The sequence below is a fragment of the Vibrio pectenicida genome, from assembly GCA_024347015.1.
Classification (GTDB): Bacteria; Pseudomonadota; Gammaproteobacteria; order Enterobacterales; family Vibrionaceae; genus Vibrio; species Vibrio pectenicida.
The window spans coordinates 2,652,214-2,672,315 of record AP024889.1 but is presented as its reverse complement, the minus strand read 5'-3'; the positions used below and the strand labels follow the sequence as shown (position 1 = coordinate 2,672,315).

12 protein-coding genes and 1 pseudogene are annotated in these 20,102 nt (G+C 40.1%); 9 read left to right on the top strand and 4 right to left on the bottom strand.

Annotation, left to right across the window (positions count from 1 at the left end; translation table 11 throughout):
* Positions 1-7 precede the first annotated feature (7 nt).
* On the bottom strand, positions 8-4,471 hold the full coding sequence (gene gltB, locus OCV27_RS12220; RefSeq protein ID WP_125322534.1) for a glutamate synthase large subunit: 4,464 nt from the start codon (positions 4,469-4,471) through the stop codon (positions 8-10).
* 528 nt (positions 4,472-4,999) lie between these two features.
* On the opposite strand from gltB, the gene OCV27_RS12215 reads away from it, so the two are divergent.
* Both OCV27_RS12215 and arcB read left to right on the top strand, forming a co-directional pair.
* Positions 5,000-6,748: a sensor domain-containing diguanylate cyclase gene (locus OCV27_RS12215; protein ID WP_125323137.1), complete on the top strand. Its 1,749-nt coding sequence runs from the start codon at positions 5,000-5,002 to the stop codon at positions 6,746-6,748.
* Positions 6,749-6,828: 80 nt separating this feature from the next.
* A complete protein-coding gene (gene arcB, locus OCV27_RS12210; RefSeq protein WP_125323136.1) occupies positions 6,829-9,168 on the top strand; it encodes an aerobic respiration two-component sensor histidine kinase ArcB in 2,340 nt (779 codons plus the stop codon).
* 263 nt (positions 9,169-9,431) lie between these two features.
* Here arcB and OCV27_RS12205 read toward each other — a convergent pair whose 3' ends face one another.
* Together OCV27_RS12205 and OCV27_RS12200 are read right to left on the bottom strand one after the other, a co-directional pair.
* Entirely contained in the window at positions 9,432-9,947 is a 516-nt protein-coding gene (locus OCV27_RS12205; protein WP_125323135.1) for a hypothetical protein, read from the bottom strand.
* Between the two features lie 166 nt (positions 9,948-10,113).
* Positions 10,114-11,121: a YdcF family protein gene (locus OCV27_RS12200; RefSeq protein ID WP_245986856.1), complete on the bottom strand. Its 1,008-nt coding sequence runs from the start codon at positions 11,119-11,121 to the stop codon at positions 10,114-10,116.
* A gap of 681 nt (positions 11,122-11,802) precedes the next feature.
* Here OCV27_RS12200 and OCV27_RS12195 point away from each other — a divergent pair.
* From OCV27_RS12195 to OCV27_RS12180, 4 genes and pseudogenes are all read left to right on the top strand, one after another.
* Complete coding sequence (locus OCV27_RS12195) at positions 11,803-13,692, top strand: T3SS effector OspC family protein (RefSeq protein WP_221740627.1); 1,890 nt, start codon at positions 11,803-11,805, stop codon at positions 13,690-13,692.
* Between the two features lie 303 nt (positions 13,693-13,995).
* A complete protein-coding gene (locus tag OCV27_RS12190; protein ID WP_125323134.1) occupies positions 13,996-14,283 on the top strand; it encodes a transposase in 288 nt (95 codons plus the stop codon).
* 150 nt (positions 14,284-14,433) lie between these two features.
* A pseudogene (locus OCV27_RS20880) lies at positions 14,434-14,511 on the top strand (hypothetical protein); the annotation flags it as partial.
* A gap of 756 nt (positions 14,512-15,267) precedes the next feature.
* Positions 15,268-16,467, top strand: coding sequence for a hypothetical protein (locus OCV27_RS12180; RefSeq protein WP_125320112.1), 1,200 nt, complete (start codon positions 15,268-15,270; stop codon positions 16,465-16,467).
* 146 nt (positions 16,468-16,613) lie between these two features.
* On the opposite strand, the gene tolC is transcribed toward OCV27_RS12180, so the two are convergent.
* Entirely contained in the window at positions 16,614-17,969 is a 1,356-nt protein-coding gene (gene tolC, locus OCV27_RS12175; RefSeq protein ID WP_125320111.1) for an outer membrane channel protein TolC, read from the bottom strand.
* A 233-nt stretch (positions 17,970-18,202) separates the two neighbouring features.
* Between tolC and nudF the strand changes: the two genes are divergently transcribed.
* From nudF to cpdA, 3 genes are read left to right on the top strand one after another with little or no spacing between them, the layout of a single operon-like run.
* On the top strand, positions 18,203-18,832 hold the full coding sequence (nudF, locus tag OCV27_RS12170) for an ADP-ribose diphosphatase (RefSeq protein WP_125320110.1): 630 nt from the start codon (positions 18,203-18,205) through the stop codon (positions 18,830-18,832).
* Positions 18,820-19,260, top strand: coding sequence for a DUF1249 family protein (locus OCV27_RS12165; protein WP_125320109.1), 441 nt, complete (start codon positions 18,820-18,822; stop codon positions 19,258-19,260). Before nudF ends, OCV27_RS12165 begins: the two co-directional genes overlap by 13 nt.
* 9 nt (positions 19,261-19,269) lie before the next feature.
* Positions 19,270-20,088, top strand: coding sequence for a 3',5'-cyclic-AMP phosphodiesterase (cpdA, locus tag OCV27_RS12160; protein ID WP_125320108.1), 819 nt, complete (start codon positions 19,270-19,272; stop codon positions 20,086-20,088).
* Positions 20,089-20,102 lie beyond the last annotated feature (14 nt).

Genomic DNA, 20,102 nt, shown 5'->3' with positions numbered 1-20,102 from the left:
TCCTTGATTATTGTGCTTGAACGCGCAGTTCTGCTGCGCTGCGACTTTGGTGCCCAAGTAGAGAGCGAAGATCAGCAGCTTTGGGTTTTATAAGGTAGAACTTTGGAATCCATTCATCAAAGTTTGCTAGAATGTCTTCAGCATGTACTGAGCCTGTTTCTTCTAAGTGCTCGGCAATTAAGCCACGTAGATGCTCTTGATGGATATATAGATCTGAAAGTACAAGTGCTTCAACTGACTCATTGTTTACGCGGCCCTGAAAGTCTTGGTTTTGATCCAGCACATATGCGAACCCACCTGTCATTCCAGCCCCGAAGTTCACTCCAGTTGAACCAAGAATTGCCACAATACCTCCAGTCATGTATTCACATGCGTTATCGCCAGCACCTTCAACGACAGCTATAGTGCCTGAATTACGTACACCGAATCGTTCACCCGCTGTACCTGAGGCAAACAATTTGCCACCAGTCGCACCGTATAAACAAGTGTTACCAATAATGCTTGCTTCATTACATCGAAATGCAGTACCCAGGTGTGGCTTGATGACCAACTTCCCTCCAGCCATACCTTTACCCACATAGTCATTAGCATCGCCTGTGAGATATTGTTCAACGCCACCGGCATTCCAAACACCAAAAGATTGTCCGGCTGTACCATCTAGATACAGCTTAATAGGGGATGTTGCCATCCCTTGGTTGCCATAACGCTTAGCAATCTCTCCTGAGATTCGTGCACCAATAGAGCGGTCAGTATTGATTACGTTATAGAAAAAACTGGCAGGTTTGCACTCTTCAATCGCGGTTAGTGCATCGTCGAGGATTTTCTGATTGAGTTCACCTGTATCAAAAGGTGTATTAGGTTTAGCCCAAAATAAAGGGTGTTTTTCTGGTGAAATAGGCTTTTCAAGAATATGGGTTAAATCTAGCTTAGACTGTTTTGCTGTGATTCCTTCTACGGCTTCTAGGAACTCAGTATGGCCGATAAGGTCGGTCAATTTTTCGACACCTAATTCAGCTAACAATGTTCGCACTTCATCAGCAAGGCCGATAAAATAGTTCATTACCTGTTCTGGTAGACCTTTGAAATATTCTTTGCGTAATGTTTCGTCTTGAGTTGCAACACCAGTTGCACAGTTATTAAGATGACATATTCGTAGGAACTTACAACCCATGGCTACCATAGGCGCGGTGCCAAAACCAAAGCTTTCAGCGCCTAATATGGCTGCTTTTACCACATCTAAACCTGTTTTAAGACCACCATCGACTTGCAGACGAATTTTGTGTCGCAGTCCATTTGCTACTAGTGCTTGTTGGGTTTCAGCTAAGCCTAGCTCCCAAGGGCAACCAGCATATTTCACTGAAGTGAGTGGACTAGCAGCAGTCCCTCCATCATAGCCTGATATAGTGATAAGATCGGCATAAGCTTTAGCCACCCCTGTTGCTATGGTCCCTACACCAGGTTCACTAACCAGTTTTACAGAAACTAAGGCTTTTGGATTGACTTGTTTAAGGTCGAAGATCAGTTGGGCAAGATCTTCAATAGAATAAATATCATGATGTGGGGGAGGCGAGATAAGCGTCACTCCTTGCACAGAATAGCGAAGCTTGGCTATTTCTGCTGTCACTTTATGACCTGGAAGTTGCCCGCCTTCACCTGGTTTTGCCCCTTGAGCTACTTTTATTTGAAGTACATCGGCATTGGTTAAGTAGTGAGGGGTAACACCAAATCGTCCAGAGGCAACTTGCTTAATACGAGAATTACGCTCAGTACCAAAGCGACGCGGATCTTCACCACCTTCTCCTGAGTTTGAATAACCACCTAGGCGGTTCATTGCCGTTGCCAGTGCTTCATGAGCTTCGGGGCTTAAAGCGCCTATAGACATAGCTGCGGAGTCAAAGCGCTTGAAAAGCTCTGTATTTGTTTCAATGCTTTCAAGTGTAAGTGGTGTTCCTGATTTTTTTAATCTCATTAGATCGCGAAGCATTGCAATTGGTCGCTGATTTACTTGCTGAGCAAAACTCTTGTAGTCAAGTATTTCGCCTGACTTTACTGCTTGCTGTAAAGTACTAACGACATCTGGGTTATAAGCATGGTATTCCCCACCATGAACGTATTTAAGTAAGCCACCTTGCTCTATCGCTTTGCGTTTAGCCCACGCTTTTTGGGATAAATTGAACAAATCTTGTTGGAAGTCTTCAAAGCTTGCGCCTTGAATACGTGTTGAGACGCCATCGAAACAGAGATCGACAATATCACTATTGATACCAACAGCTTCAAATAATTGAGAGCAACGATATGAAGCAATAGTCGAAATTCCCATTTTCGACATGATTTTGTAAAGACCTTTGTTGATACCATATTGGTAGTTTTGCATCACATCCCGATAGCTTTTTTCCAATACGCCATCATCGATCAATTTGCCTAAGGTTTCATAAGCTAGGTATGGGTATATCGCAGTTGCGCCAAAACCTAAAAGAACGGCAAACTGATGTGGGTCTCGAGCTGTTGCTGTTTCAACTAGAATATTTGCATCACAACGGAGATTTTCTTTTATCAGATGATTTTGAACAGCACCCACTGCCATAGCCGCAGGGATAGGTACCTTTCCTTTGACTAAGTTGCGATCAGACAATATAACTAAAACTGTACCATTACGAACTACGTCAATGGCTTGCTCACATAAGTCATGTATTGCTTGCCTGAGATCTTTGGTATTTGGATTGTAATTGATATCAATGACAGTATTGCGATAGTGAGCATCGGCAAGTTTAAGTAATTGTTGCATGTCTGAGTAGAGTAAGACAGGGGAATCAAATGTAACTCTGTGGGCATGGCCATCAGTTTCACAGAATACATTCATTTCTTGACCCACGCTGCTGGCGAGTGACATGACGTGCTTTTCACGGAGCGGATCTATTGGGGGATTTGTAACCTGAGCAAATTTTTGCCGAAAGTAGTCGGTCACAAGTCGTTCTTTTGAAGATAGTACAGCCATAGGTGTATCATCGCCCATCGACCCAACGGCTTCTTGACCTATATCTCCTAATACTCTGAGTACTTGATCGACTTCTTCATTGGTCATTGCGAACTGCTTCTGATATGTCTTTAGAAGAGCACTATCAAAATTACGTTTACCTACCTGTTGTTCGGGCAATTGAGAAAATGGGGTGAGCTTGTGGACGTTATTATCCATCCATTCTTTATATGGATGACGACCTTTGAGATCATTGTCAATATCGCTTGATTGCCATAATTTACCGCGCCGAGTATCGATAACGAACAATTCTCCTGGACCGACTCGACCTTTCTCGGCAACTTCATCAGGAGCATAGTCCCAGATGCCGACTTCTGATGCTAGAGTGATAAGTTTATCTTTGGTAATGACATAGCGTGCAGGCCGTAAACCATTACGGTCGAGGTTGCAGGCTGCATAGCGACCATCAGATAATACAATTCCAGCGGGGCCATCCCAAGGTTCCATATGTTTCGAGTTAAAATCGTAAAATGCCCGCAAATCTGGGTCCATATCTGGATGATTTTGCCATGCAGGTGGAACTAGCATTCTCATTGCTCGAAATACATCCATCCCACCTGCTAAAAATAGGTCGAGCATATTATCTAGACTTGATGAGTCTGATCCGGTTTCATTAACAAATGGCGCTGCGCTTTGCAGATCTGGAAGCAGTGGAGAGTTAAATTTATATGCACGTGCACGAGCCCACTGACGATTCCCATCTATGGTATTAATTTCACCATTATGGGCAAGATAGCGGAAAGGTTGAGCAAGAGGCCATCGTGGTTGAGTGTTGGTTGAAAAACGTTGGTGGAATAAGCAAATGGCTGACTCCATACGTAAATCAGCAAGGTCGAGGTAGAAGCGTGGTAAATCTGCTGGCATACAAAGGCCTTTATAGACCAAAACCTGAGTAGATAAACTGCATATATAGAAATCGTTATCTTGAACTATTTGTTTTTCAATACGACGACGAGCTATGTATAGACGACGTTCAATGTCGCGTTCACGCCACCCTGCTGGGGCTGAAATAAATACCTGTTGAATATTAGGTAACGAATTTAGAGCGATAGGTCCGAGCACATCAGTGTTAGTAGGGACAACCCGCCATCCAGCGACAGTCAATGTTTCTTGAGCCAGTTCTTTATTGATAATGTCTTTAGCTGATTTGGCTTGAGAAGGGTTTTGATTGAAGAAAACCATGCCAATAGCGTATTGCTTACCTAACTTAAAACCATTTTCTTCAGCGATGAGACGTAGGTAAGTATCAGGTTTTTGAAGTAGTAAACCACAGCCATCGCCAGTTTTTCCATCTGCAGCGATACCACCTCGGTGAGTCATACGATCGAGTGCTGAAATTGCTGTACGAACCAATTTGTGACTAGGTTGCCCTTCCATGTGTGCGATCAAACCAAATCCACAGTTGTCTTTTTCAAGGCTTGGGTCATATAAAGCCATTGCAATTCTCCCTTTGCTTCTCTGTCTACCAGACAGTGTTACCAACATGATGATAATTGGTATTGATGGTTACTTATGCATTATATTGATTTTTATTTACATAAATATGCTATAAAAACTTCTTATTAGTTTTCGCAACAAGATGAATTCATTTTCATCGATTCCCACAACCTAAATCTTATGATGTAAAAGGTCAAGTTTTTGATGAGATGCAACCTCAATGGCCTATTTACTAGTTAATTCCATTTAAAGTTCAAATATTTCAATGACTTATTCTTTTAATTGTTACAATTTTGCAACAATTAAGTTCAGTTGGAAATAAAAACATCAGCACAATGCACTGGTTTAAACACAAAGTTTGGCAGGATTGAGTAGTTATTCGCCTTTTCGTTAGAGTTATTCATTATTATTTTTCACAAGACGAAGCTGTTTACGAAAAAAGTGTTATTCAATACAGAAAAACCAGCAGTCAGCTGATATTTTTTGTAATCTTAATACTAAGTCGCATCTAAATGCAGAGAAGTACGAATGGAGCAGGTGTTTTACTGGTTATGGGATACGTCTCATGGGCATGGTCTCGACCTCGTGGTGATTCTATTCTTCCTTTTGCTGTCAATTGCGCTCTATTCGCGATTACAGAAACATATAGACCTTCTGGTGCAAGATGCCCCGTCGGCCCTTATCTTAGTAGAAGCCAAATCAGGCAAACTACTGCTTTCTAATAAGAATGCAATGCAGCTATTGGCTATTCGCCGTGTTGGGAAATCATTCCTGTTTCCTGATTCTGTCTCTCGTGATTTTTTAATGTCAACAGTCGGGCTTTTTGCTGGGGAGGGGTTCAAGTGTTTTCCTATAGAGTGGAAGGTATCAAAAAATAACCATATTAAAGTTGAGATTAGCGGACGTAGGACGGTTTATCGTGGCCGTATTGTCTGGTTGTTATACCTTTCGTCCCATCAAGCTTCACATACTGAAATGGTGAGAGAAATAGAGTCATTGTCTGTGGTACGCAGTGCTTTGGATAATCTTACTGAGTTAGTTTTTATCAAGAATAATGAGGGTGAACTGATATCAACGAATAAAGCATTTGAGCGTTTTTGGGGAGAACGACGCCAAGAAGGTTGTGCTGATATTAAGGGAGTTGTTAAAGGTCGAGCTAACAAACGCCGCTGGACGATTGATATTGAAGGGCGTAGCTGTTTGTTGGAAACATATCAAAATATCTTGATTTCTTCGTCGGGTGAAAAGTTAGGAACTATAGGTATTAGCCATGACGTGACGGACTGGCACAACATACAAAAAAACTTACGTGATGAAATGGATCGACGTCGAGATACTGAGGTGGCGTTGGCGCAACGTGATACCATTTTACAAAATATACTTGAGTCTAGCCCTGACGCCATTGGGATCTTTAATGAAAATATGGTTTATCAAGCGTGTAATAAACCTTTTGTTAAGGCTTTAGGAATCTCAGATATTAATGAACTAATTGGCAAACGTCTCCAAGAATTAATTCCTCATGAGGTATATACTCGTTTATCAGAAACCGACCAGAAAGTGTTATATGAGGGTAGATCACTGCGCTATATCGATCAGTTGGTCGATAGTAAGGGTAATTTTACCTGGTACGATGTGGTGAAATCCCCTTTTCGCGACCCAGCTTCTGGTACGAATGGAGTATTGATAATGGCGAGGGATGTTTCAGAGCGTTATTTAGCCGCTCAAAAACTTGAAGAAGCCAATCAGGAGTTGGCACGTTTGAGCCTTGTCGATAGCTTAACCCAAATAGGTAACCGACGTTATTTTGATGAGCAACTTGCGACTTTATGGCCTTTACATGCACGAGCGCATAAGCCTTTAACTATTATGCTGTGTGATATAGATTATTTTAAAGGTTTTAATGATCATTATGGACACCAAGCTGGTGATGATGCGTTAGTCAAGGTAGCTGAAAGCTTCAGATCAGTTTTAAACCGTAGTAGTGATTGTGTGGCACGTTATGGTGGGGAGGAATTTGCATTTATTCTGCCTAATTCTACAGCTAAGGGGGCATATCAAGTTGCGGAGGTTATTCATCAAAAGGTTAGGCAACTAAAACTTGAGCATAAGGCCTCAAAAGTTTGCTCGACATTAACTGTCAGTATAGGCATTGCAAGTCTAACACCTGAACCATCTGATAGCAGCGAAGATACGGTTGCACTTGCTGATAATGCTTTGTATCAAGCTAAAGCCAATGGTAGAAACCAGACTTGTATTCATCACACATCCAATAATTAGAAGGTGGTGGGAGTTAGAACTCTTAGCCGTGCGATACGAAAAAAGGTAATATTTCACAACCTTATCGTACGGAGCGCCCAATGAAACTTATAAAAAACCTCGCTCAATATTATGTCGATCTTCTCGTTAAGCTCGGTATTTTACGTTTTTCTCTTCTTCTTGCTCTAGCGATCGTAGCTTTGGCTGTGGTAGTTCAAGTTGGTATCACGCTAGTTCTTAGTGGTCGTGTGGACGATATCGACATAGTACGATCGGTATTTTTTGGTCTTTTGATCACTCCTTGGGCGGTCTACTTCTTATCTGTTGTTGTGGATCAGCTTGAAGAAGCTAGGCAACGCTTATCTAAGTTGGTCTCCAAACTCAGAGATATGCGTTCACGGGATCAGGATTTAAACCACAAGCTTCATCAAAACATATCTAAGCTGAACTTGGAAATCGAGGAGAGGATTAAGGCTGAAGAAGCACGAGAAGAAGCGATGAAAGATCTTGAAAACGAGGTCTATCAGCGTGAAAGAACCCAGCTTGAATTAGCTGAAAGAACAGCACTTCTGCGCTCTTTCATCGATGCTTCACCTGATCTTATCTATTACCGTAATGCAGATGGTTTATTTTCTGGTTGTAATAGGGCGATGGAGGAATTGACTGGAAAAAAAGAAAATCAATTAGTGGGTCTGACGCCGTGGGATGTATATCGTAAAGAAGTGGCCCAGCAAATTGTCGATACAGATCAAAAAGTTTTTTCGGATAATAAGGCTCTAACATACGAACAATGGTTGGAATACCCTGATGGGCAAAAAAGCTTTTTTGAATTACGTAAGGTTCCTTTTTATAGCAAAGATGGGCGTCACTTAGGGTTAGTTGGCTTTGGGCGTGATATCACTGAACGTAAGCGACATGAAGAGTCGTTAGAAAAGGCCAGCCGAGATAAGACAACCTTTATCTCAACGATTAGCCATGAGCTACGTACTCCATTAAACGGTATCGTTGGGCTAAGTCGTATGTTGCTTGATACTCAACTCACGGATGAACAGCGTCACCAAATGAAAACTATCAATGTTAGTGCGATTACTTTGGGGAATATATTTAACGATATTATTGATATGGATAAGTTTGATCGCAGAAAACTTGAGCTATTTCCTGCCAGTTTAAACTTTGAAGAGTTTATCGCTGAACTGGAGAGTATTTCTGCTTTAATGGCGTCCCAAAAAAATCTACGTTTTGATTTAGAGCGCTTAAGTGAATTGCCAGCTTCTATTGAAGTTGATGCCACTCGACTTCGACAAGTGCTTTGGAACCTTATTAGCAACGCAATGAAATTCACTAAAGAAGGTGGGGTTGTACTGACGGTGGAGGCTGAAGTTCAAAACAATTTGGCTCATATCACCATCGAAGTGGAGGATAGCGGCATCGGGATCCCAGAGTCTGAATTAGATAAAATTTTTGCTATGTATTATCAAGTTAAGTCGAGCAAAAATAACCTCCATGCAGTGGGAACTGGTATTGGTTTGGCGGTTTCTAAGCAGTTAATAAGGATGATGGGAGGAGATATTGAGGTCAGCAGTGAAGAGGGTTTTGGTAGTACTTTTACGGTAACAATTTGTGTCCCTATTTCGACGACTGAAAAAATATTAGAGTGCTCACAACAAGAACAGCAAGAATTAAATATATTTATGGTCGAGGATATTGAACTCAATATCACGGTTGCTCGTTCACTTTTTGAAAGTATGGGTCATGAGGTTACTGTGGCGATGACAGGCCAAGATGCGATTGAAATGTTTGATCCGGAGATTTATGACCTTGTTTTTCTAGATATTCAACTCCCTGATATGACAGGGTTTGATGTCGCTAGGTTTTATCGCCAAACTTATAAAGAACTCCCGCCTTTAATTGCTTTAACAGCTAATGTACTTAAAAATAAAAGTGAATATATAGAAAACGGAATGGATGAAGCGATAAGTAAGCCCTTATCTGTTAAGGCGGTACAGGAGATCATGACTCAATTTACTTCTGGTGAATATCACGCGTATTCAGAGCCTCTGGAATCTGTAATTGTGGGAGAGAATAGTGATCTTTATCATCGAATCTTAGATCTTGAAATGCTTGAATCTTATGTCGCTATAGTCGGACCTCGACCTGTACTGGATAGTATTACCATGTTTGAAAATATGATGCCTGAGTATATTAAAGTACTTGATTCCAATATGGTTGCAAAAGATCAGCAAGGAATTGTAGATGAAGCTCATAAGATTAAAGGTGCAGCAGGATCAATTGGTCTTAAACATATCCAAATGGTCGCCCAAAAAGCACAATCTCCAGAACGCCCTGCTTGGTGGGAAAATGTTGATGATTGGGTTGAGGAAATAAAGAATGAATACCAAAACGATCTCTTGATACTAAAAGAGTGGCTTAAACAAAGGTAAAGTACAACTAAGTGGTGGTTTTAGGCTCTACCACATTTGCTGATAAGTCACGACTAACTCGTACGACAGAATCGCTTGGTGATCACAGACAGCCCGTTGGTATCGTGACTTATAACTGGACAAAAGTTTGTCAGTGGTTTTGCTAAATTAGAATATAGCGGATTAGCTGAAGTATTGAAAAGTAGCGCCCACATAAAAGGCCGACCGTCAGGGAGATCCAGCGCAACGAAGTTGAGCTATTTTTGATGTGTTTGTTAGAGATTTTATACGACATTATCTGTATAGTTTTTAACATAATCTACAACGTTAAGGATAGCCTTCCAATTTTTCCCTTTTAAACTACCGTAATAGTACATATAAGGGTTTAATAACCTTTGGTCATAACCCTGACGTTGCACTTCAACATCATACTTTATAGTTTTAGCATGAATTATCTTATTGCAAGCTTCTCTAAGATTCAGATCTACAACATCATTAGGGTTGTTTAGGTTTTTTATTAGCTTTCCACAAGTAGTGTCATAATTATTAAGATCGCCATCTCTATCATCGATAACTCTTGCAATCACGGCAGAACTTAAAAGGATTCGAGTTGCCTCAATTTCGAAGAAATGATCAAGCGCATACATAGCGTGATTTAGATAAGGATCATCCGCGCACATTTCAGAAAGACGGCGGCTCGCAATAAATTGATTAAGTAACCTATACAAGTCTAGCCTTGTAATTTCAATATCAGGCCCATAACTCGAATCAAATATATTAGGATTTTCCCACTCAGCCATGACTATATCTCTAACTCTGCATTAAGGTTGACCGTAAGGGGCGAACCATACATTGCCTTTTGTCACCCATTAATTTTTCTATATCGAATCTACCCGATCATCTTTGTTCGAACTTCGACACGTAACCCAAAATGGGGCAATTATTAGATAATTTATCGAGTGATAATTACTGAGCTGTAAAGCACTTACTGAAGCGCTCAGTCAATTCATCCACTTTATCATTATAAAGTGGATGCTTGATAAGCATCCCTTGCAAGATTGCACAGGGTTGTCCTTCTATATTCTCAGCCTTAAAGAGTTGCTCTTTCTTATTAAAACGTTCATTAGTCAGGAGCCCCATAAACTGTGAGTTTGATACTGATTTCATTTCTCCGGTAACAAGTTGTTTCAAGATTTTTAGCCTATCAGGATTTGTAACACCTTCAGGTAAAAGCGGTGACAAATATACTTCTAAACGGTAGTTATCAGGGAAAATGTACTTGAAAGTGTTTAGCGAACGCATAGCGTGGAAGTTGTTCGTGATCACCAACCAGTCCGTGATATCTTTGAGTGATTCATTTTCAGTAATAGTAAAGTATGAAAATTCTGCGTTACCAACGGTATCTAGAGATAACGACTCTTTGTACAAGCGGTCACTATTCAGTCCCTTACGAATAAGGTAATTATACATGTAGTCAGCTTCTACAACGCCTTCTTCGCGCCCTTTTCCTGATAGAATAATTGGTAGTGACTTGTCGTCTATTGCCATTTTATAAGCATCATCTAGGCGTCTTTCCAAAATGCCCTTACCCGGTGTTGAGCCAAGCACAATGATACCCTTTGGCGTGAAGTTGGCAGACTTTGGGAATGTTTTTCCAGTGTTCCTAAGGACAGTATTAAAAGCCTCATTAGCAATTACCGCTTTGTTTTTATCCAAGTTATTGATAACACTAGTTGTATCTACTGAATTTGAAAATTTCTGTATTGCTAGTTGTTCGTCATTAAGACTATTGTATAGCTCGAAAACCTTATCAAATTGACCTTCAGTGATTTTTTTGTCGATATTTCCCGGGGAGACTTCGATAGACTTCAACTCCCTTATACGCTGGTCTAGAGTAGTGTCGTGTGTGATAGTATGAGCATTGGCACCGATAGAGAAAACAATTAGAACGACTAGTGGAAGTTTCTTAAACATTTGAGTCCTTTTTGATAATTTAGGTTTTATTCGTTGTTATTACTTTTCGATTTGGATTACTTTGATCTAACACTTTCTATACGGCGACTGTCCGTATTTTATGATCAAATAGTGCCTTCTTTCTCTTTAGGCTTCAAGGATAAATCAATAGGATAGCAACAGATAAGATCGCCCTGTGACTTATAATTTTGACGCAGCTAGATTCAGATAACTTTTAGTAGGGCAAAACTCATGAACAGGACGTGAATGAGTAAAAGACCTAACAAAAAAGGTGGCAAAAACATGTTAGTACACAAAAGTACACCTTTGTGCTCACCAAGCGATTCTGTCGTATCGTAACTACCAAGCCACTTTGTCGTTCGCTTAATTACCGAGGGAAATTAACGGTCTCTATTTTTACCCAATCCTTTGACTAGTGCTACGAATTAGTTAGGGGTGTGTAGGATAATCGTTATGGATACTCAATCTCAGTTTACCGTGGATATCATCACTAAAGTTGCTCTCGGTAAAATCTCCATACTTTAGGTGTGTGTCCCCGCTGCATTACTGCAACTTATAATGATATTACTATCAAACTCAGGGTAATACCTGATAGGCCTTAAACAGGCTTTCATTACAATTAACTCCATTTTTAGCATTTCTTAAAAATTCACAACAATATCAATAGTGGACGAACAAAAAATGAAAATAAATTTTAATCCCATCTACATGCTGGTTGTTTTTTATGCAATCTCTTTCACATCATTAGCTGCAAATGATGATAAGAGCCCAACAAGAGAAACAAGGGATGTTGTTATTATCAACCCTTATACAGATGGTGGAGATGATCGAGATTTAGCGAATAGTATTGCCAATACCGTACTAAAAGAGGGAGGACGAGCATCAATTGTTCCCGTCCTTGCTGATTATGGCTCAATTCATCCTGTAGAGAAACATCGTAATGTTTATCACGGCACTAACAAACATGATATAAGTGATCTTGAAGAACCAGCATTCATTATTGCACCTGCTTGGATATTAGATACTGCGGCTTTAGAATATGCAGTTAATGAGGTATCGAACCAATTTGGGTTTAATAAAATGGATGCGTTTATTATAGAAGAAATGGAACTATTGACAGCTCCAAATCAAAAATCAAGTCAGATAGAGAGTACACTTTATGAATTGGGTTTTACCCGAGTACATTCCTATTATAATCTAGGATTTGGGAAAGATTTTATTGGTTATTTATCCATGAAAAATGATGTTATTTCTGCACAAAAATCTCCGGATGCGATGCCTAAGAGTAGTGATTTAGAGCACAGAAGTGCGGATACAATAAAAGCATTTTTTAAGAAAACAATAGCAGCTCAGAGCTATTCTGAAATGTTTTCTAAAGGTGCTAATTTCAAAAAATTGGACATAGATCTGGCAGAGCCATCAGGACGAAAATCTTCATTACATTCACTGCAACATCTTAATAGTGTATCTAAACACTATTTAGCAAAAATAATAGAAAAAGTCCATGATTTAACCTCAGACGAAAGGGCTTTGCTAAGTAAAGTGGTAAATACAAAAATCCATTTTAGACATCAAAGTAACTCAAATTTAGTAGATGCTGATGGAACACTTAACATCAAGTCGTTGAATAAGTTGCAATCTAATGGAATTAGTACTGCAAGCAATACGTATTCTGATGATATAAGATGTCTAAGCAATCAGGATTTTGTTTTTTTTGGCGTTGAATTTTCTGATGATGAGGCTCAACTTCCTCTCAATACCCGCCATACAACTGTAGATTTTGGAGGCAATGCTTATATAGTTGATGGGCAATTTCCTCATGGGTATCTGACATTGACTGATCATTTTGATAATACTGTACCACCTGCATATACGCACGAACATCAGGAATTCATAGCACAGTTTTCTAGGGTAAACAGAGAAATTTTTCGTAAAGTTCATGGAGATAAAGGTAGAATAGATATTCCTATCTTTAGTTCTAAAGATATGAAACTTGGGCTGGGGCTACACCTCATAGATTTCCTTAGAAACAGCGAGGATACAGAGTTTAAAGAATTTGCTCTGGATGAAAACTTGGACGCTAAAAACTTAGACAGAATTCTAAATTTTGTATTTCAACCAGAGTTTCATGTCCCGAGAATGGTTAGCACCGATCATTTTACAGAAGTAAAGTTACGAGATATAAGTTTGAAGGAAGCGGTTAAAGCATCTAATTTTGAAGCTATTTCGGTATATTTGAAAAACAAGGATGATGCATATGAAGTTATGGAACATGCTATAACATACGCTAAAAAAGATGTTGTTGATTTGTTATTCTCAAAATTCAGTTTTACTAGACAGGATGTAATGAAAATGTCAACTTTTTATGATATTCAGTACAATCTGAGCAATTATTCTGCGGATGAGAAAATTTTGAAAGAATTTTTGGAACGTGGGTTAGTGGATCCGAACCATGTATTCATAAAAGTTAATTCTGGTGATACAATGTTAGATAATGCATTTAAATACGATAAAAAAGAAATGATTGCCATATTACTTGAATATGGTGCTGTTCGTGGATCGAATAACTAGGGCGTGTTGATCTTTGCAATACGTTTTATATTCAGAAATACATAGATAGCAGTTCTGAAGTAATGGTCTCCCCTCACTCAGCGGTATCACTCATTATATGTCAAGATAAAAAGTGATTGTTTTTGTCTAAATGTGAGCGGGAGAGCATAATAGATAATTGTAAAGTTATTGGATCAAGTTTCGTCTAAATAAGCCTGGCTTTCGTCACTTGAATGGCAAAGTGGAACGCTCGCAGAAAACTGATCTGCTTTAATCCAACAGGACACTTTGATAAAGGAATATAATCCTACTATTGAGGTGACTATGACAAAACGAAAAAACAGAAGTTATACCGATGAATTTCGGCGAGAAGCGGTGGCGTTGATCACTGAACAAGGCTACAGCGTTTCAAAGGCAGCGGCATCTTTGGGTGTCACAGACAAGCTTCTTTACAACTGGAAAGCGAAATTTGAATCTGAAAAATCCGGCTCAGCGCTCTCTGCTGACGAACGAGCAGATTTAATGCGATTACGTAAAGAAAACAAAGAGTTAAGGATGGAAAAGGACATCCTAAAAAAGGCCAGCGCCCTGTTGCTAAAGGAAACCAAATAGCCTTTGAGACGATTAAACGACTGACTTCTGATTATCCTGTTACTCGTTTATGTAACAGCTTGAATGTGAGTCGCTCAGCCTATTATGCGTGGTTGAAAAGGCCACCTCAGCGAATAACACAAGAGCAGTTACATCTATATCGTAGAGCGAATGATATTCAAAGAAAGTCGACGTAGTTTGGGTTATCGAGATCTGCGAAAACGGTTATGCAATGAGGGCTTTAAAGTCAGTGACTATGGCACACAAAAGCTGATGAACCAACTGGGCCTTGTCGTCACACAACGTGTGGCGTACAATGTGACCACAAAAAAGTGTCCTGAAAAAGTTGCGCAGAACAGATCAGACAAACATCGGTTCCCGATACACACTCAACTTTTTACCCAAATATCAAGCTCACCTAAGCGGAGAAGAGCCGTTTTAGTAGGGTAAACGCACGCCCCCTAAAGGGTGTTGAGCATTTGATCTAAGTGACCTTTGGGGCAAAAACATGTTAGTACACAAAAGTACACCTTTGTGCTCACCAAGCGATTCTGTCGTATCGTAACTACCAAGCCACTTTGTCGTTCGCTTAATTACCGCGGGAAATTAACGGTCTCTATTTTTACCCAATCCTTTGACTAGTGCTACGAATTAGTTAGGGGTGTGTAGGATAATCGTTATGGATACTCAATCTCAGTTTACCGTGGATATCATCACTAAAGTTGCTCTCGGTAAAATCTCCATACTTTAGGTGTGTGTCCTCGCTGCATTTCCCGATGGATTACTGCATCCTCGCTTACTGCAACTTCTAATGATATTACTATCAAACTCAGGGTAATGCCTGATAGGACTTTTACAGGCTCTTATTTATAATCAAGGTTATTTTGAGCATCCTCTTTTCTTATGAAATTAGCCAAAACAGCTTCCCGAAAAAGTACAACTTTTTTAATGAAATTTTTTAATTTTAATATTAGTAATAAGTTTAGGTAGATACCGGAAATGAATATGAAATCCATATGGATAATGTTGTTGTCACTTTTTTTATACTCATGTGGGGGAGGAGATGGCGCTAAAGAAACCGCTAGCCCCGCTAGCCCCGCTAGCCCGTCCATAGGGCTAACCTACCACTCTTCAAATCAGGGACGCGCCCTTATCAATGTCGATGGACTAAGTGAAACGATATTTACGATTGAAAACTCCAGTTCGGCTCAGTTAACCATCACCACAGAAATGTCAGATTTGGTAGCAGGATTTTCAGTGACCAATAACCAATGTCAGGGAGCGGTTCTAGCTACTTCAGATACATGCCAACTTACGGTCCAATACCTAAGAGATGACAACTCCAAGGGAAGTATAAAAGTTAGTGGCATAGCTCAAAATGGTAATGACCATTACCGGTCAACTATACTCTTTCCTGTATTTGGTATTGTTGATCCATTTAATAGTAATATGGAAGAATATACTGGCCACATTGATCCCAACAGTAATTTTTGTAGCTTAATTGACCCTACATTGGTAGATTGTCATTTATATAAACTAGGTCAGGTGACATCTCCAGCACCAGATGCTTGGAGTACAGGAGCTGCCTCCTATCCATTAGCATTTAACGCGCCACTGATACAGACATATTTTCCCGATCAATTTCTCTTTATGACTCCTTTGGTTGTAAAGCATTCCTGCTCAGCAGCAGAGTTTTATTTTGTCGCCCAGTATGGCTCCACTGCCTCAGGCGCTATCGACACCAACAACAGACAAGATAATGTCTTCATCAAATTTCATCCGCTTATGGCGAATGGAGTCACAAGTGGAGTCGCAGGTCATGCCGTCAACTTCTCTGGTAGGTTAAATCTATCCACAAGCTCAGGTGATAATTTCGTAGAAAATATCACTCAGTCAGCTCATGATAGTGTTTGGTCTGGGGCAAATAACGTGGCAGGGTTGCAGCAATTGCTCAATACTAATAATAACACTTACGTTACATCATCCTACAAAGATTCCAATAGTGGTAAAACAGTATACACTGTGAATAGTCTTATCAATAAAGGCGACTTGCAAGCGTTGCTGATGTATTTGCAAACCAACCCCAACCCACATGAAATTGATACCCCTGCCGATGCCCCTGACTTGCAAGAGCCTACTTTTCAGGCAAGTGTACGTCAGTACCGTGAAATAGTCGCTCAACATTGTCTGACAGGATTCAATTGAATAAGGCATATAGAGGAGCCCTAAAGAATTTCTGGGCATAGGTGTAGTAGTGTAATCTGGTCGCTCTAATTACATCGCTGTTTCGGTAATCTAAATAATGCGAAGGAGGAATTAAATTCCGTCCTTCGCTGCATATTTTGAATAGATTAGCTTTGCGCTTTTTTACTATTTGCCTGCTTTAGGCCAGTGTTGATATCAAGAATATCTTGCTCACTTAGAGTTCCGACTGCTTCACGTAATTGAAGCACACTCAAAATATATTCGTAGCGAGCATTAGATAGATTCTTATTGGCATCGTATAGGTTACGAGTTGAATCAAGGACATCGACAATGGTACGAGTACCTACATCAAAACCAGCTTCTGTTGCTTCCAAAGCAGATTTAGCCGAAACGACGGTCTGTTCATAAGCACGTAGCGCACCAATGGATGCATTAATATTGTTGTTAAAAGCTCTAACATCTTTAACGACGCTTCGATAGGATGCTTCAAGGTCTTGGCTTGCTGCCACAAAATCAAATTCAGCTTGTTTGGTTAATGAAGAGGTTGCACCACCGCTGTAGATAGGCACAGAGAGGTTTAGACCGATATTGAAGTTATCTGAGTCAAAATCTTGAGCTGCTGGGCCACTATTTTCTTGCTCGGTAAGCGTATAACCGCCATCTAAAGTCAGTGATGGGAGATGCCCAGAGCTTTGCAATGAAATGTTGTCTTTAGCAATATCTTTGGTGATTCGTGATGATAACAGGGTTAGGTTTTTCTGTTGCGCTTCTTCTAACAGGCTGTCGACCGATGCTTGAGTTTTACTTGCTGAAAAGCGTTTAATATCAAGTACATTAAGATCTGAGTGCTCTATGCCTGTTATTTCACGAAGGCCTTCATAGCTGTTGATGAGTTCATTTTCGGCTAATACTTCATCTGCTAGAACTGAGTCGTATTGAGCTTGTGCATCATGAACGTCAGTGATGGCTGATAAACCTACTTCAAAGCGCTGCTTGGTTTGTTCTAGTTGACGGCCAACAGCCGCTTTCTCAGCCTGAACAAACTCTAAGTTGTCTTGTGCTCTCAATACATCAAAGTAGGCAGTTGACACTCGCAGTATGAGTGACTGCTGGGCGGCTGCATATGCTGCATCGGCTTTACGAGCGGTTTTCTCTGCCGCGTCTAGAGTTATCCAGCTTGAGCGTTTGTAAAGCTCTTGGGAGAAGCCTAGGCTTGCATTCCAAATATCAGAATCATTGTTCCTATCATTCATTCCTTGATTGGGAATTGTTTTTTCTCCGCGATTAAATCCATATGACGCAGTGAGGTTAATTTGAGGAAGTAAAGTTGCACGACTCGAATTAATTGCTTCAAAAGCAGAATCTTTTGAAGCCCTTGCACTTAATAGAGTAGGATCGTTTGTTTTTGCTTGATTATAAATTTCCGTTAATGTATCTGCGAAAACGTTGGCGCTTAGGCTGCCCAGTGCTGCACTGATAACAAGTGGAAGCAGTTTTCTCATCGGTTTTATTCCTGCCAAAATATGAAAAAGGTAACTCATTAGGATTCTACCTCATGTTTGATGCAAATTTACGCAAATTTTTGTAAATTTTTACACTTAATTGTCTAAAAACACTCTCTTGAGGGAGGTTTAAATTAACTCAAGATGTAAAATTTGTATAAAAAGTTGAACTACGACCTTGGAATTTAAGCTTTTGTCTGAGTAAACTATAAAATTAACTTATGAGGTACCCAATGTCACAGCATGATGACCAACAGCATGAATTTACTTGCCAAGATGTAGAGATACTCTCAAAAGAAACGGTATTCTCAGGTTTTTTCAATATGATTAAATATCGTTTTAGGCATAAGTTGTTCAAAGGTGGCTGGAGTGAGATTTTAGAAAGAGAAATGTTCGAGCGAGGTAATGCTGCTGCTGTTCTTCCTTATGACCCTGTGACAGATAAGGTGGTTTTAATTGAGCAAATTCGCGTGGGAGCGCTAACTCATACGCATCCATGGCAATTAGAAATTGTTGCTGGGATTATCGATAAAGGAGAGACTGCAGAATGTGTTGCTCGCCGTGAATCGATGGAAGAAGCCAATATTTCTATTAGCGATGTTATGAATGTAACATCATATTATCCTTCATCAGGAGGCTGTTCTGAGAGGTTGGATATTTTTGTTGGCAAGGTTGATGCTTCAAACGCAAGTGGCGTTCATGGTTTAGACTATGAAGGAGAAGACATCAAAGTTCATGTGGTAAGTAGGGAGACGGCTTACCAATGGGTGGTTGATGGTAAGTTTGAAAATGGTGCTTCGATCATTGCTTTACAATGGTTGCAGCTTAATTACCAATCTGTAAGAGAACAATGGCAAAATTAGCTGTAAAAAATTCGTATCATGTAGATTTGGCAGATCTGATGCGAACCTATGAAACCAATTATGCCAAATTAAATGCTTTGCTACCCAGCATGGCACAGGTTGGTGACGTACGCTGTTATCAAGCAGCCCATATGACATATCAAATTCAAGTGGCAGAAGTCACAAAGTACACAACTTTGGTCGATATCTGTCAAAGTGATGATATTCCAGTATTTCCTTTGCCAAAAATGTCTGTCAGGCTCTATCATGACGCTCGTGTGGCAGAGGTTTGTGAGTGTGCACATTTAAAGCGAGTCCGAGCTCGCTACGACTACCCTAATGACAAGATGGTTCAACAAGATGAAAAATTACAGAGGAACCGTTTTTTGGGGGATTGGTTATCTTTTTGTTTAAGGCATGGTATTAGTCGCACGCCACTCAATATTTAGGTTTTTATTTTGAAAGTAACGTCTAGCTCTGTTGATGGTAGTATCAAGCTGCTACAGATTACAGACACCCATTTGTTTGAAGCTAATGATGGTAGCCTTCTGAGTGTTAATACGGCTGACAGTTTTGATGCTGTTGTGAATGCGATCGTCAAACAAAACTCAAACTACGAAGCTATTTTAGCAACTGGTGATATTTCACAAGATCATAGTGCCGCGTCTTATCAGCGTTTTGAAAAAGGTGTCTCCAAATTAAATAAGGTGTGTTTTTGGTTGCCTGGTAATCATGATTACAGACCTAGCATGGATTCTGTGCTTTCCTCCTCGCGAATTCAGTACGTTGAACACCTTCTTCTTGGTGAGCATTGGCAAATGATTGTACTCGATTCTCAGGTCGAAGGAGTTCCCCATGGGCGGCTAAGTGATGAACAACTTGCATTACTTGTCGACAAGCTCAGTTGTTACTCTCAGCGTCATACTTTGATTTTACTACACCACCACCCATTGCTAATTGGCAGTGCATGGTTGGATCAGCATGCTCTTAAAGATTCAGAAAGGTTTTGGGGTATTGTTGAGTCACATAGCAATGTGAAAGCAGTACTATGTGGTCACGTACATCAAGATGTGGATACATATCGGAATCGAGTTAGAGTTATGGCGACGCCATCGACATGTGTACAATTTAAACCTCGTTCTGATGATTTTGCAGTGGATAACCATTCTCCTGGATGGCGTGAGCTATTGTTGTGTCCAAGTGGCAATCTCACTACAGAGGTAAAACGCTTAGCCGTTGGGAGCTTTATGCCTGACTTTACTTCTTCTGGTTACTAAATACTTACGTATTA